Origin of the sequence: Mycobacterium sp. IS-1590, assembly GCF_001500025.1 — a bacterium.
GTDB lineage: Bacteria > Actinomycetota > Actinomycetes > Mycobacteriales > Mycobacteriaceae > Mycobacterium.
Map to the genome: position 1 here is coordinate 106470 of NZ_LQIW01000048.1, position 14207 is coordinate 120676.

The 14207-nt window shown below is 65.4% G+C and carries 14 protein-coding genes; 6 read left to right on the forward strand and 8 right to left on the reverse strand.

Annotation, left to right across the window (positions count from 1 at the left end):
* Nucleotides 1–2: 2 nt before the first annotated feature.
* The gene (locus tag AU197_RS21530; protein ID WP_064405276.1) at nt 3–1292 is read right to left on the reverse strand and encodes a cytochrome P450; all 1290 of its coding nucleotides are present in this window, start codon (nt 1290–1292) and stop codon (nt 3–5) included.
* 70 nt (nt 1293–1362) lie between these two features.
* On the opposite strand from AU197_RS21530, the gene AU197_RS21535 reads away from it, so the two are divergent.
* The 3 genes from AU197_RS21535 (at nt 1363) to AU197_RS21545 (ending at nt 3988) form a co-directional block, all read left to right on the forward strand.
* On the forward strand, nt 1363–2019 hold the full coding sequence (locus AU197_RS21535; RefSeq protein WP_082696793.1) for a TetR/AcrR family transcriptional regulator: 657 nt from the start codon (nt 1363–1365) through the stop codon (nt 2017–2019).
* 135 nt (nt 2020–2154) lie between these two features.
* Entirely contained in the window at nt 2155–2994 is an 840-nt protein-coding gene (locus AU197_RS21540; protein ID WP_064405278.1) for a mycofactocin-coupled SDR family oxidoreductase, read from the forward strand.
* A gap of 73 nt (nt 2995–3067) precedes the next feature.
* Entirely contained in the window at nt 3068–3988 is a 921-nt protein-coding gene (locus AU197_RS21545) for a TIGR03619 family F420-dependent LLM class oxidoreductase (protein ID WP_064405279.1), read from the forward strand.
* 4 nt (nt 3989–3992) lie between these two features.
* Here AU197_RS21545 and AU197_RS21550 read toward each other — a convergent pair whose 3' ends face one another.
* The 7 genes from AU197_RS21550 to AU197_RS21580 form a co-directional block, all read right to left on the reverse strand.
* A complete protein-coding gene (locus tag AU197_RS21550) occupies nt 3993–5141 on the reverse strand; it encodes an acyl-CoA dehydrogenase family protein (RefSeq protein ID WP_064405281.1) in 1149 nt (382 codons plus the stop codon).
* Between the two features lie 67 nt (nt 5142–5208).
* Nucleotides 5209–6354: a thiolase family protein gene (locus AU197_RS21555; protein ID WP_064405283.1), complete on the reverse strand. Its 1146-nt coding sequence runs from the start codon at nt 6352–6354 to the stop codon at nt 5209–5211.
* Nucleotides 6347–7141 (reverse strand): enoyl-CoA hydratase/isomerase family protein, encoded by a 795-nt coding sequence (locus AU197_RS21560; protein ID WP_082696803.1) that lies wholly within the window; start codon nt 7139–7141, stop codon nt 6347–6349. The genes AU197_RS21555 and AU197_RS21560 overlap by 8 nt, the downstream gene beginning before the upstream one ends.
* Nucleotides 7142–7149: 8 nt before the next feature.
* Nucleotides 7150–8370: a CaiB/BaiF CoA transferase family protein gene (locus AU197_RS21565; RefSeq protein ID WP_082696794.1), complete on the reverse strand. Its 1221-nt coding sequence runs from the start codon at nt 8368–8370 to the stop codon at nt 7150–7152.
* Nucleotides 8367–9125: an SDR family NAD(P)-dependent oxidoreductase gene (locus AU197_RS21570; protein WP_064405287.1), complete on the reverse strand. Its 759-nt coding sequence runs from the start codon at nt 9123–9125 to the stop codon at nt 8367–8369. Before AU197_RS21570 ends, AU197_RS21565 begins: the two co-directional genes overlap by 4 nt.
* A 19-nt stretch (nt 9126–9144) precedes the next feature.
* Complete coding sequence (locus AU197_RS21575) at nt 9145–10311, reverse strand: acyl-CoA dehydrogenase family protein (protein WP_064405289.1); 1167 nt, start codon at nt 10309–10311, stop codon at nt 9145–9147.
* Nucleotides 10312–10449: 138 nt separating this feature from the next.
* Nucleotides 10450–11745, reverse strand: a complete 1296-nt coding sequence (locus AU197_RS21580) for an amidohydrolase family protein (protein WP_064405291.1) — start codon at nt 11743–11745, stop codon at nt 10450–10452.
* Nucleotides 11746–12005: 260 nt separating this feature from the next.
* Between AU197_RS21580 and AU197_RS21585 the strand changes: the two genes are divergently transcribed.
* From AU197_RS21585 to AU197_RS21595, 3 genes are read left to right on the forward strand one after another with little or no spacing between them, the layout of a single operon-like run.
* On the forward strand, nt 12006–12545 hold the full coding sequence (locus AU197_RS21585; protein WP_064405588.1) for a carboxymuconolactone decarboxylase family protein: 540 nt from the start codon (nt 12006–12008) through the stop codon (nt 12543–12545).
* A 6-nt stretch (nt 12546–12551) separates the two neighbouring features.
* On the forward strand, nt 12552–13883 hold the full coding sequence (locus AU197_RS21590; protein WP_064346541.1) for an aromatic ring-hydroxylating oxygenase subunit alpha: 1332 nt from the start codon (nt 12552–12554) through the stop codon (nt 13881–13883).
* Nucleotides 13876–14205, forward strand: coding sequence for a hypothetical protein (locus AU197_RS21595; RefSeq protein ID WP_064346540.1), 330 nt, complete (start codon nt 13876–13878; stop codon nt 14203–14205). The genes AU197_RS21590 and AU197_RS21595 overlap by 8 nt, the downstream gene beginning before the upstream one ends.
* The last annotated feature ends 2 nt before the right edge of the window (nt 14206–14207 follow it).

The window sequence follows — 14207 nt, forward strand, 5'->3', positions numbered from 1 at the left end:
CCTCACCGAGGCGTGAACTCGATGTGCAGCTCGGTCAGGCCGCGCAGCAAAAACGTCGGCTCGTATGCGTACCGGCGCTCACCGGCCGGACCGTGGACCTCCTCGCTGATCCGGATGTCGCGCATGCGTTCGAGCAACCTCTGCACGGTGATGCGGCCCTCCACCCGGGCCAGCGGCGCGCCCGCGCAGGAGTGGATTCCACGACCGAACGCGATGTGCTCGCGCACGTTCTTACGGTCCGGGCGGAACTCGTGGGGATCGTCGAATTTGCGCGGGTCCCGATTGGCCGCGCCGAGGCACAACATCACGATCGTGCCCGCCTTGAGCGGCACCCCGCCCAGCGTCGTGCTCTTGCGGACGAGCCGGAAGTCGACCTTGGTCGGCGAGTGCATGCGCAGCGCCTCTTCGATGAACGCCGGAATCCGCTCGGGGTGTTCGCGCAGCATCTGCTGGAAGTCCGGCCGGTCTCCGAGGGTCTGCACCGCCGCGCTGAGCAGCTTGGTGACGGTCTCCTGCCCCGCGGCGAACAGGAACGTGGCCGGCTTGACGACCTCGATCAGCTCCGGTGTCGAACCGTCGGGGTACAGCGCCGTCGCCATCCCCGACAGCACGTCGCCGCGCGGTTCGCGGCGACGCTCGGCGAGATAGCCGGCGAACTTGTCGTCGAGATACTGCAGCGGGTCCCGCCCCACCGGGGCGCCGTCGAGCGCGCCGACGCGGGTGCCGTAGCGCTCCTCGACCCCGAGCGCGGCCAGGAACTCGGGCCGGTCCTCGTCGGGCACGCCGAGCAGGTCGATGATCGCCGACGTGGCGAAGGGCTTGGCGTACTCCGAGAGGAACTCGCACTGCCCCTCAGAGGATTCCGGGCCCATGATCTGGTCGATCTGGCTGTCGACCAGCTGCCACATGTAGTCCTCGTTCTCCTTGAGCCGGCGCGGCGTCAGGAGCTTGGTCAACAGCGACCGGGCCCGTTCGTGGGCCGGCGGGTCCATCACGACCATGTGCTCGTAGATGGGAAACAGGTGGCGGTGCGCCTCGATCTGCCCGGTGATGTCGTCACCTTCGGGGACGAACGGCAGCGGCGGGAACGGCCCACCGATCGCGTTCACCGCCGAGAAGGAATCGTGATCCTTGAAAGCCGCCACCACTTCGGCGTAACCGGTGACGGCGACGACGCCGTAGTTCGGTTCCCGAAACACCGGGCCCTGCTCGCGAAGGTGGTCCCAGTAGTCATAGGGATCCTGACTGATCGCGTGGTCGGAGAAGTAGTCCACCGAGGCGAGATCGGTCATCGACGGCCGTCCTTTCGGTCCTGGCGCCCGTAGCCAGTCTGATCGATCGATCAAACTGTTAGGATGCGCCATGCCTATCACGGCTCGCGACAGAGGGTCAAGCATTCGGGCGGAGGGGCGCGCCGGGAACGCCAAGCGCGCCGAGGTCGGGGCGCGCCAGCGACTCATCGAGGCCACCGCGAAGATCATGCGCGACGAGGGCTATGCCGCCGCGACGTCACGACGCGTGGCGGCCGAGGCCGGGGTCAAACAAGCGCTGGTCTACTACTACTTCCCCACGATGGATGACCTGTTCGTCGAGGTGTTGCGGGCCGGTGCCGAGGCGTCCCTGGAGAACATGCGCGCCGCGCTCACCGATGACGACCCGTTGCACACGCTGTGGCTCATCAACAGCGATTTGCGGAGGACGGGCCTCAACACCGAGTTCATGGCACTGGCCAACCACCGCAAGGTGATTCGCGCGGAGCTGAAGGCTTATGCGGAGCGCGTGCGCGACATCGAGACCGCCGCGGTCACCGTGGCACTGCGGGCCAACGGTGTCGATCTCGACGACTACCCGCCGGTCGCCGTTTCGATGTTGATCGTGCAGATCGCGCGCAGCCTGTGCAACGAGGACGCGGTCGGCCTCACGCTCGGACACGACGAGATGCGCGACTTCATGCGGCGCTGGATGCAATCGCTGAAGGAGTCGTTGACCGCGGGCGGGTCGCTACCTCCGCCCGGCTGAGCTCGCACGCCGGCCGGCGTCGCCGCGACACCGCGATCCGCCCGCCTCGCGGGCCCGACTGTTGACATGTGGGCCGATCGGTGCCACGCTCCTGATCGATCGACCAAACAATTCGAGCGGCCAGAAGGTGGACACATGGGTGGACGAGTCGAGGGCAAAGTCGCGTTCGTGACCGGTGCGGCGCGGGGTCAGGGCCGCAGCCACGCGGTGCGCCTCGCCGCGGAGGGTGCCGACATCATCGCCGTGGATGTCTGCAAGCGGATCTCCAGCAACGACGACATCCCATGGGCCACACCGGACGACCTCGCCGAGACGGCCGACCTCGTCAAGAACCTGGGCCGCCGGATCGTCACCGCCGAGGTCGACGTGCGTGACTACGACGCTCTCGAGGCGGTCGTCGACGGGGGCGTCGAACAGTTGGGCGGGTTGGACATCGTGGTCGCCAATGCCGGCATCGGCAACGGCGGGGCAACGCTGGACAAGACCAGCGAAGACGATTGGCGCGACATGATCGACGTCAACCTCTCTGGTGTGTGGAAGACCGTGAAAGCCGCTGTCCCCCATCTTCTCTCCGCAGGTCGTGGCGGTTCGATCATCCTCACCAGCTCGGTCGGGGGCCTCAAGCCCTATCCCCATACCGGCCATTACATCGCCGCCAAGCACGGCGTGATCGGCCTGATGCGCACATTCGCCGTCGAACTCGGCCAGCACTCGATCCGGGTCAACGCCGTCTGCCCCACGAATGTGAACACACCGCTGTTCATGAACGAGGGAACCATGAAGCTGTTCCGGCCCGACCTCGAGAATCCCGGACCCGACGATCTCGCCGTCGCCGCACAGTTCATGCATGTTCTCCCCGTCGGCTGGGTGGAGCCCGAGGATGTCAGTAACGCCGTGCTGTTCCTGGCCTCGGACGAATCCCGCTACATCACCGGTCTTCCGGTCACCATCGACGCGGGCAGCATGCTGAAGTAGCCGGGCAACTCGGGTGGAGTCGCTAGCGTGTAGCGCAATCGATCACACCCAATTCACGTGACTGGAGTTCCGAGTGAAACTCGTCTTCAACCTTCCGCACATGCTGCGGCTCAAGGCCATGATGCAGCCGTGGGAAGCATCGGTGACCGGTGCCGACCAGACGCGGATGGCCAAGTGCGCCGACGAGTGGGGCTACGACATGATCGCCGTGCCCGAGCATTTCGCGATTCCCAACGATCACGTCGAATTGTCCGGACCGCACTATCTGCAGTCCACCGTCGCGCAGGCGTATCTCGCCGGTGCCACCGAGCGCATCATGCTCAATTCGTGCATCACGGTACTGCCGCTGCAACATCCTCTCGTGTTGGCGAAGTCGCTGGCCACCGCCGACTGGATGAGCAGCGGCCGCATGATGGTGACGTTCGGCGTGGGCTGGCTAGAACGCGAATTCGAACTCCTGGGCGTGCCCTTCCATGAACGTGGCCGCATCGCCGACGAGTATCTGGCTGCGATCGTCGAACTGTGGACCAGTGAATCGCCCAGCTTCGACGGCAAGTACGTGTCCTTCGATGACATCGCCTTCGAGCCCAAGCCGGTCCAGAAGCCGCATCTGCCGATCTGGATCGGCGGCGATGCGGACGCGGCGCTGCGCCGGGCGGCGAAGTACGCGTCGGGATGGTGGTCATTCCTCACGCCGCCCGACAAGATCGCCGAGCGCCTCGACTTCATCAAGTCCCAACCTGGCTACGACGGTCGGCCATTCGACGTGGTGCACGGGCTGGGCACGAATCGGGTCGGCGAGGGCCATACCGTGCAGGACGACCCCGACGGGCGACCGGGCATGAGTGCGGCCGAAATCGTCGACCGGCTCGGTTGGCTCGCGCAGCAGGGCGTCACCGTGAGCGCTGTGCCCCTGCCGCCGGTGAGCGGGGTCGACGAGTATCTCGACTACGCGCAGTGGGTGATCGAGGAGGTCAAACCCCAGCTCCCCTAGTGGTTTACAGGCCCAGCGACTTGGCGATGATCACCTTCATCACCTCGCTGGTGCCGGCGTAGATGCGGGCCACCCGGGCGTCGGTGTACAACCGTGCGATCGGATACTCCATCATGTAGCCGTAGCCGCCGAACAACTGCAGACAGCGGTCCACCACCCGCTGCTGCATCTCGGTGCAGAACAGCTTCACCCGGGCCGCATCCGCGCCCGACAACTCGCCGTCGACGTGCAGGGCCACCGCGCGATCGAGCATCGCCTGCGCGGCCTCCACCTCCGCCGAACAGGCGGCCAGCTCGAACTTCGTGTTCTGGAACGACGCCACCGGGGTACCGAATGCCTTGCGGCTCTTGGTGTAATCGATGGCGGCGGCGATCGCCGAGCGCGCCTGCGCGACCGACCCGACGGCGACGGTGAGCCGCTCCTGGGGCAGATTGTGGCCGAGGTAGCTGAACGCCTCGCCTTCTTCGCCCAGCATGTTGGTCGCGGGCACGCGGACGTCGACGAATGAGAGTTCGGCGGTGTCCTGCACCTTGCAGCCCATCTTCTCCAACTCACGGCCCCGGGTGAACCCGGCCATGCCGTCCTCGACGACGAACAGCGTGAGCCCCTTGCGCCGGTTGTCCGGGTCGGTCGAGGTCCGCGCGACGACGATCACGAGGTCGGCCTGCATACCGCCGGTGATGAACGTCTTGGCGCCGTTGAGGATCCAGTCATCACCGTCGCGCACAGCGGTGGTGCGCACACCGGCGAGGTCGGATCCGGTGCCCGGTTCTGTCATCGCGACGGCGGTCAGCAGCTCACCGGCGGCAAGCCCGGGAAACCACCGCTTGCGTTGCTCTTCGTTCGCGTAGTGCAGGAAGTACGGCAGGATCACCTCGAGCTGGGTGCGCACGGTCGACAGCGTGACCAGTGCGCGCGCCGCCTCCTCCTGCAGCACGACGTTGTAGCGGTAGTCGGGGGTCCCACCTCCGCCGTACTCCTCGGGGATGGCCATGCCGAGCATGCCCAGCGACCCCATCCGTTTGAACACCTCGCGAGGCATGCGGCCGCCCTTCTCCCACTCGGGATAGTGCGGCACCACTTCCTTTTCGACGAAGTCACGGGCGAGTTCGCGGAATGCCTCATGGTCTTCGGTGAACAGGGTTCTCTGCACGCGGGTCCTCCCGTGGAATCAGGCTTAGTGCGTCGGCTGCGCTAGGCGATGAGTTCTGCCGCCATCGCTAGGCGATGAGTTCTACCAAAGTCGCGTTGGCGGTTCCGCCGCCCTCACACATGGTCTGCAAACCGAAACGAATCCCGTTGTCGCGCATGTGGTTGAGCATGCGCGTCATGAGCACCGCACCCGACGCCCCGAGTGGATGCCCCAGGGCGATCGCCCCGCCGAGCGGGTTGAGTTTGGCTTCGTCGGCGCCGGTCTCGGCCAGCCATGCCAGCGGCACCGGCGCGAACGCCTCGTTCACCTCGAACACCCCGACCTCGTCGAGGGTCACTCCGGCCTTGTGCAGGACCTTCTCGGTCGCCGGGATCGGACCGGTCAGCATCAGAACCGGGTCGGCACCGGTGACCGCGCCCGCACGGTAGCGGGCAATTGGGCTCAGTCCCAACGCCACAGCGTTGTCGGCTGCCATCACCAGCAGCGCCGCGGCACCATCGGAGATCTGTGACGAATTCCCCGCATGGATGACGCCGTCGTCCTTGAAGGCCGGCTTGAGCCCCGCGAGCTTCTCCACCGTGCTCCCCCGCCGCACCCCTTCGTCAGCCACGACTGGTTCACCGTCGGTGAAGACCGGCATGATCTGCGATTCGAACGCGCCCTTGTCCTGCGCGGCAGCGGCCAGCTCGTGTGAGCGCACCGAGTACTCGTCGAGCCGGGTTCGGGAGAAGCCCCACTTCTGGGCGATCAACTCCGCCGAGATGCCCTGGTTGAACGAGAAATCGCCGTAGCGTTCGAGGACCTTGGGCCCGTAGGGCATTCCGGTGGCCCGCGCCGAACCCAGCGGCACCCGGCTCATCACCTCGACCCCGCCGGCGACGACGACGTCCTGCTGACCCGACATCACCGCGTGGACCGCGAAATCCAGCGCCTGCTGGCTCGACCCGCAGGCGCGGTTGACCGTGGTGCCGGGGATGGTCTCGGGCCAGCCCGCGGCAAGAGCCGCGTAGCGGCCGATGTTGCTCGACTGGTCGCCGACCTGAGACACGCAGCCCCACACCACGTCGTCGACGATCTCGGGATCGATACCCGCACGCTCGACGAGTGCGGTGAGCACGATCGCCGACAGGTCGGCGGCGTGCATCTCCGACAGTCCGCCATTGCGCTTGCCGACCGGCGTGCGCACCGCCTCCACGATCACGGTTTCACGCATTGTTCTTCTCCGATCCGGGCCCTAGCGCCCATCGACCAGTAAATACAGCCTCGCGTTTGGCGGCGAACGCGGCATAGGCCTCCGCCGAGTCCGCGGTGGCGAAGTTGCCCGGTTGTGCGCGGGCCTCATTGGCCAGCGCCTCACGCAGCGTCGCGTTGGCCCCGTCGTTGAGCAGCGCCTTGCTCTGCGCCAAGGCGACCGGTGGGCCCGCTGCGAGCCGGGCCGCCAGATCGCCGACGAAGCCGTCGATCTCGTTCGTGGGCTTCACCCAGGTGACCAACCCCAGCGAGTGGGCCTCCGCGGCGTCGATCATGTCGGCCAGCAACACCAGCCGCTTGGCCTGTTGCAGGCCCACCAGTTTGGGCAGCAGCCACGAACCGCCGAGGTCGACGGACAGGCCGCGCTTCGAGAAGATCTGGCAGAAACGGGCTTCCGGTGTCGCCACCACGAAGTCGCATCCGAGCGCCAGGTTCCAGCCGGCCCCGACCGCAACCCCGGTCACCTTGGCGATGGTGGGTACGGACAATTCGTGCAGTGCGAGCGCGACGTCGGTGAGCCGCCGTAGCTTGTGTCGCGGGTGAATGTTCTCGGGTGTGCCGATGTCGGCGCCCGAGCAGAAGGCCCCACCCGCGCCGGTGATCACCAATGCGCGAAGTTCGGTGTCGCGGGCCGCCGCCCGCAGGGCGTCGGCCAGGTCCTCCCACATCTGTGCGTTGATGGCGTTCTTGCGGTCCGGCCGGTTCAACGTCAGGGTTCGCACCCCTTCGCTGTCGGAACTCAGCAGCACGTCATCACTCACGAGTACGCGGGCCCGATCACTTTGTCGGCGCGCAGTCGCGCGAGATCTTCTGCCGTCAGCCCCAATTCGCCCAGGACGGCATCGGTGTGCTGACCCAAGCCGGGCACCGCCCCCATTGGTTGCTCGAAGCCGGCGATCACCGGCGGTGGGCGCAGCGCGCGGATATCACCCTTGGGGGTGGCGACGGTGCGCCACCGGTCCCGAGCGGTGAGGTGGGGGTGTGCGACGACCTCGCTGGGCAGGTTGTACCGCGAGTTGCCGATTCCGGCGTCGTCGGCGATCTTCTGGATCTCGGCGAGATCACGCTGGGCACACCATGATCCGATGGCCTCCTCGAGAATTTCGCGATGCGCGCACCGGTCGGGGTTGGTGGCGAAGCGCGGATCCTCGGCGAGATCGGGGCGGTCGATGATCTCGCGGGCCACGCGCTGCCACTCCCGGTCGTTGGTGGTGCCGAGGACCACCGTCTGGCCGTCGCGCGTCGGGAACGCCCCGTAGGGCGCGACGGCGGGTGAGCCGACGCCGAGCGGTTCCTGGTCGATGCCCGAATGCTGGGTGTAGGTCAACTGATAACCCATCACGTCGGTCATCACGTCGAACAGGCTCAGCGCGACGGACGGACTCGCGGCCCCGGCATTGCCCCTGGCTCGTCCGAGCAGCAGCGCCAGGATGGAGATCGCGGCGTACAGGCCCGTCGAGAAGTCGGCCATCGCGGGTCCCGGTTTGGCCGGCATTCCCGGATAGCCGGTGACCGCGCACGATCCCGACTCCGCCTGCACGAGAAGGTCGTAGGCACGTTTGTGGGAGATCGGGCCGCCGGGACCGTACCCGTCGATCTCGACGGGGATCACGTTGGGGTGACGGAGTGCAAGGTCGGCCGGGGCAAGACCCATCCGCGCGGTGGCACCCGGTGCGAGGTTGGACACGAACGCGTCCGCGCGGTCCAGCAGGCGGTGCAGAAGGTCGATACCCTCGGGCGCCTTGGTGTTCAGCGTCACCGACTCCTTGCCACGGTTGGCCCAGACGAAATGCGCGGCCAACCCGCCGGGCCCGTTCACCACGTCGTCGTAGTCGCGGGCGAAGTCGCCGCCGTTGGGGTTCTCCACCTTGATCACGCGGGCACCGAAGTCGGCGAGTACCCGGGTGCACATCGGGGCGGCCACGGCCTGTTCCATCGCGACGACCGTGACGCCGCTCAGGGGCGCTGGTGTGCTCACATCACCATTCCGCCGTCGACCGGAAGCACCTGTCCGGTGATGTAGGACGCCGCATCGGATGCCATGAACACGAACGCGCCGGCGACCTCCTCCGGGTCCGCCCACCGCTTCATTGGGATGCGGTTCATCATGTTCGCCGAGAACTTCTCATTGGTGCGGATGGTCTCGGTCATCGGTGTCGCGGCCAGCGGCGCCAGCGCATTGACCGTGATCTTCTTGGTCGCCAGTTCGCGCGCAAGGGATTTGGTGAACCCGATGATGCCCGCCTTGGCCGCCGAGTAGTTGACCTGGCCGAGGGTGCCCGTCAGGCCGGCCGCCGAGGTGACGTTGACGATGCGCCCGGTGCCGTCGGTCGGGATGTGCGGCAGCGCGGCCTGGGTGACGTTGAACGCGCCCATCACGTGGATGTCGAACAACAGGCGGAACGATTTCTGCGTCGTCTTCTCGAACATCGCGGGCTTGGTGACGCCCGCGTTGTTGATCAGGATGTGCAGCGCGCCGTCGGTCAGGGCTGCCGCCTGCGCGGCCGCGGCGTCGGCGGAATCCCGGTCGGAGACGTCCAGAGCGGCGGACTCCGCATGACCGCCGCCGGCTGAAATCCGTTCGGCGACAGCGGCTGCGGCGTCCTTGTCCAGGTCCGTGACGAGGACCGCGGCGCCCGCGTCGGCGAGGGCCTGTGCGACGGCCGAGCCGATGCCGCCCGCGGCACCGGTCACGAGCGCAGAACGGCCGGACAGGTCGAAATAGTTCACCATCGGTGGTCGTGATCCTCCGTCAGTAGCTGCGCGGCAGTCCGAGAACGTGCTCGCCGAGGAAGTTGAGGATCATCTCCTGGCTCACGGGCGCGATCTTCATCAGCCGCGACTCACGGAAGTAGCGGGAGACGTGATACTCCTCCGAATACCCCATGCCGCCGTGCAACTGCAGCGCCCGGTCGGCGGCGCCGAACCCGGCGTCGGCGCACAGGTACTTCGCCGTATTGGCCTCGCGCCCACACGGTTTGCCGTTGTCATAGAGCCAGGTGGCCTTGCGCAACACCAACTCGGCCGCGTCGAGCCGCGCCAGCGAGTCGGCCAGCGGGAACTGCAGCCCCTGGTTCATCCCGATCGGCCGGTTGAACACGTGCCGCTCGTTGCCGTACTTCACGGCCTTCTCCAGCGCGACCCGCCCGATGCCCAGCGCCTCGGCCGCGATCAGCATCCGTTCGGGGTTGAGGCCGTCCAGGATGTACTTGAAGCCCTTGCCCTCTTCGCCGACGCGGTGCTCGACGGGCACCATCAGGTCGTCGATGAAGACCTCGTTAGAGCTGACCGCGTTGCGTCCCATCTTCTTGATCGGCCGGATGTCGACGCGGTCGGGATCAAGGTCGGTGAGAAACAGCGTCATGCCGTCGGTCTTCTTGGTGACCTCGTCGAAAGGCACAGTCCTGGTCAGCAGCAGGATCTTCTCGGACTCCAGCGCTTTGGAGATCCACACCTTGCGGCCGTTGATCCGGTACTTGTCGCCTTCGCGCTTGGCGAAGGTGGTGATGCGCGAAGTGTCCAGCCCGGCACCGGGTTCGGTGACGCCGAAGCAGACGTGCAGATCCCCGTTGACGATCCGCGGCAGTGTCTCGGCCTTGAGTTCGTCGGAGCCGTGCTTGACGACGGGTTGCATCCCGAAGATCGACAGGTGAATGGCACTGGCACCGTTCATCGCCGCCCCGGAGCGCGACACCTCCTCGAGCAACAGCGTCGCCTCGGTGATGCCCAGGCCGTGCCCGCCATACTCCTCGGGGATGGTCATGCCCAGCCAGCCACCCTTGGCGATCGCGTCGTAGAACTCCCGCGGGAACTCGTGTGCGAGATCCTTTTCCATCCAGTAGTGGTCGTCGAACTTGCTCGCCAACTCACGAACGGACTTGCGGATCAGCTCCTGGTCCTCGGTCAGCTCGAAACTCATCCCGCCAGGCACGGTGGTTCTCCTCTTGTCATCGTTCCGCAGAACAGTGCGCCGGCGCGTGAACGCAGCTTCCGCACCGGCGCACTCGAAGACGCTGCTTCCGACCCCGCGGCCGGACCTCCCGATATTTGCAGACCGCTAGTCCTTGTTGCCGGACACCTGCTTGGCGCTGGCCGCGAAGTCCGCGAACGACGCGCCGGTCTTTTCCTTCTTCGACAGGGCTTGGATGGAGACGTCGTGGCCTTCGGCGGCCTTGCGCAGCGCACCCACGGTGGCTTGTTCCCGGGTGATGTGGGTGAACGGGTCCCAGTGATACCAGCGCATCGCGTTCTGGTAGGTCATCTTGTTGATCTCGTCATCGGGCACATTGTTGGCGGTGAGTACCTCGTCGAGCTGCTCGGGAGCCCCGGGCCACATCGAGTCGCTGTGCGGGTAATCGGCCTCCCAGCAGATGTTGTCGATCCCGATCGCATTGCGGGTGGCCACCCCCACCGGATCGGCGATGAAACAGGTCAAAAAGTGCTCACGAAACACCTCACTGGGCAGCTTGCCCCCGAAGTCCTGACCCGTCCACGTCGAATGCATCTCATAGGTGCGATCCACCCGCTCCAAAAAGTACGGAATCCACCCCGTACCGCCCTCAGACAGCGCGATCTTGAGCGTCGGATACTCCTTGATCGGGCGCGACCACAACAGATCGGCCGCGGCTTGCACGATGTTCATCGGCTGCAAGGTGATCATCACATCCATCGGCGCATCCGGAGCGGTGATCGCCAACCGCCCCGAGGACCCGATGTGCACGTTGAGCACGGTCTCGGTGTCCACCAGCGCATCCCACATCGGCTTCCAATGCTCGAAATCATGGAAACTGGGATACCCCATGGCCGCCGGGTTCTCGGTGAACGTCAACGAATGCACACCACGCTCAGCGTTGCGCCGGATCTCCTTGGCACACTCGACCGGATCCCAGATCACCGGCAGCGTCATCGGAATGAACCGCGCCGGATAGGCCCCACACCACTCCTCGACATGCCAATCGTTGTAGGCCTTCACCAGTGCCAGCGAGAACTCCTGGTCCTCGGTGGCGAACAGCCGGCCCGCGAAGCCGGGGAAGGACGGAAAACACATCGACCCCAGGATGCCGCCGGCGTTCATGTCCTTGACCCGCTCATCAACCTGCCAGCAGCCGGGCCGGATCTCGTCCAGACCCTGCGGCTCCAGCCCGTACTCCTCTTTGGGCCGCCCGGCCACCGCGTTGAGCGCCACATTCGGAATCACCGTGTCGCGGAACTGCCAGGTATCCGAACCATCGGGGTTGTGCACCAACCGCGGCGCCTCATCGATGTACTTCTTGGGCAGATGGTTCTTGAACATGTCGGGCGGTTCGACGATGTGATCATCAACGCTGATCAAGATCATGTCGTCCTTGTTCATGCCCGTTCCTTTCGTCGCGTCCCCCGAGGCTAGCTATCCGGACTGTGCTCAATGTGAGGAAACTATCTTCTCACCGTACGAGAATCAATGTCCGAAAGCCACCCTATGCCCTCCTGTCAGGGCGATTGGGTTCCGCGCGGCACCCGATTGACCACCGCTGATGGCCTCAGCCGTTGACCGTTGGCGAGAAAGGTGGAAATCTATTGGCGAAATATGAGAACCTGATTCTCATAGTCGAGAGCACACAGGAAGGAGGCGCCTTGCGCGTGCCACCGCTGCCCGCAGAGGAGTGGGACGAAGCCGTCTACGAGGCCCTGTCCAGCATGGCTCCCGAGCGGCGCAATCCCCAACTGGCGGGCAACCTGCTGGCGACGATGGTTCGCCATCCGAAGCTGACCCGCGCGTTCCTGCGGTTCAACTTCCACCTGCTGTACGGGTCGACGCTGCCGCCACGGCTACGCGAGCTGGCGGTGCTACGCGTCGCGCACCTGACCAATTGCGAATACGAGTGGCGCCACCACGTCGAGATGGGCCGCGCCGAGGGCCTGACCGACGAGGTCATCGCCGCCGTGCAACACGGTCAGGCGTCAGATGAGCTCGACCGGGCCGTACTGCGTGCGGTCGACGAACTTCAGGACAACGCCAACGTTTCCGATGCAACGTGGGCCGCCTTGTCCGAACACCTCGAGGAACGTCAGCTGATGGACCTCGTTTTCACCATCGGTTGCTATGGCGCACTAGCCATGGCCATCAACACTTTCGGCGTGGAACCAGACTCCGAAGATCTCGCAGAGAGGTAAGACACCGTGGCATTTTTCCCGAAACCAGAAGAAGGTAGCTGGACGGAGCACTGGCCCGAACTCGGCACCGCGCCGGTCGATTACACCGACTCGATCGACCCGGAGCAGTGGAAGCTCGAGCAGCAGGCCATCTTCCGCAAGTGCTGGCTCAACGTGGGACGTGTGGAGCGGCTTCCCAAGAAGGGCAGCTACTTCACGCGCGAGATGCCCTCGGCGGGTGCGGGCACGTCGGTGATCATCGTCAAGGACGGCGACAACGAGGTGCGCGCGTTCCACAACATGTGCCGCCATCGCGGAAACAAGCTGGTGTGGAACGACTACCCCGGCGAAGAGGTCTCGGGCACGTGCCGCCAGTTCACCTGCAAGTACCACGCGTGGCGCTACAACCTCAAGGGTGATCTGACCTTCATCCAGCAGGAGGGCGAGTTCTTCGACGTCGACAAGGCCGACTACGGCCTGGTGCCGGTGCGGTGCGAGGTGTGGGAGGGCTTCATCTTCATCAACTTCGACAACGACGCCGAGCCGCTGATCGACTACCTCGGCGACTTCGCGAAGGGCCTCGAGGGTTATCCGTTCCACGAGATGACCGAGACGTATTCGTATCGCGCCGAGGTGAACTCGAACTGGAAGCTGTTCATCGACGCGTTCGTCGAGTTCTACCATGCGCCGATCCTGCACATGAAGCAGGCGGTCAAGGAGGAGGCCGAGAAGCTGGCGAGCTACGGCTTCGAGGCGCTGGCCTACGACATCAAGGGTAGGCATTCCATGGTGTCCTCCTGGGGCGGCATGAGCCCGCCGAAGGACATCAACATGGTCAAGCCCATCGAGCGCATCCTGCACAGCGGGCTGTTCGGACCGTGGGACCGGCCCAAGATCAAGGGCATCCTGCCCGACGAGCTGCCGCCGGCGGTCAACCCGTCGCGGCACCACGCCTGGGGTCAGGACTCCTTCGAGTTCTTCCCGAACTTCACGCTGCTGCTGTGGGCGCCGGGTTGGTACCTGACGTACCACTACTGGCCCACCGACGTGGACAAGCACATCTTCGAGTGCACCCTGTACTTCGTGCCCGCCACCAACACCCGCGAGCGGCTTGCTCACGAACTCGCGGCCGTGACGTTCAAGGAGTACGCGTTCCAGGACGCCAACACTCTCGAGGCCACTCAGACGATGATCAACACCCGTGTGGTCAAGGATTTCCCGTTGTGCGACCAGGAGGTCCTGCTGCGTCACCTGCACAAGACGGCGTGGGATCACGTGAACGCCTACAAGAAGGAGAAAGGCCTCACCAACGGCCAGACCTCCACCAGCGCGAGCGAGAAGGACGCGATCAATGCCTAAGTTGCCGGAAGAATTCGCCGACCTGGAGCGGTTCACCGACTGGTGCCTACCCACCGAAGAAGAGCGATACCAGAAGCGACTGTCCTCGACGATGGAAGAGATGCAGGAGTTCTACGACGCCGGCATGGAACGCCTCGAGGCCGTCATGGAGTACTGCGACGCGCGCTTCCCCCTCGACGGAATGCCGGATGACGCAAAGGCTCTCATCCACATGATGCAATCGTTGGTCAATGTGTCGTTCCCGATCGAGGTGTGGAAGCAGCCGCGCGTGCTCGACAGCGGCGCCACCTATATCACCTGTATCAGGGAGCCGGTGGTCTAGGA

Excerpts from the sequence above, each read along its gene's own strand:
- AU197_RS21570 (WP_064405287.1), bottom strand. The coding sequence starts at position 9,125 with ATGGTGAACTATTTCGACCTGTCCGGCCGTTCTGCGCTCGTGACCGGT.
- AU197_RS21540 (WP_064405278.1), top strand. The coding sequence starts at position 2,155 with ATGGGTGGACGAGTCGAGGGCAAAGTCGCGTTCGTGACCGGTGCGGCG.
- AU197_RS21535 (WP_082696793.1), top strand. The coding sequence starts at position 1,363 with ATGCCTATCACGGCTCGCGACAGAGGGTCAAGCATTCGGGCGGAGGGG.
- AU197_RS21595 (WP_064346540.1), top strand. The coding sequence starts at position 13,876 with ATGCCTAAGTTGCCGGAAGAATTCGCCGACCTGGAGCGGTTCACCGAC.
- AU197_RS21580 (WP_064405291.1), bottom strand. The coding sequence starts at position 11,745 with ATGAACAAGGACGACATGATCTTGATCAGCGTTGATGATCACATCGTC.
- AU197_RS21575 (WP_064405289.1), bottom strand. The coding sequence starts at position 10,311 with ATGAGTTTCGAGCTGACCGAGGACCAGGAGCTGATCCGCAAGTCCGTT.
- AU197_RS21530 (WP_064405276.1), bottom strand. The coding sequence starts at position 1,292 with ATGACCGATCTCGCCTCGGTGGACTACTTCTCCGACCACGCGATCAGT.
- AU197_RS21555 (WP_064405283.1), bottom strand. The coding sequence starts at position 6,354 with ATGCGTGAAACCGTGATCGTGGAGGCGGTGCGCACGCCGGTCGGCAAG.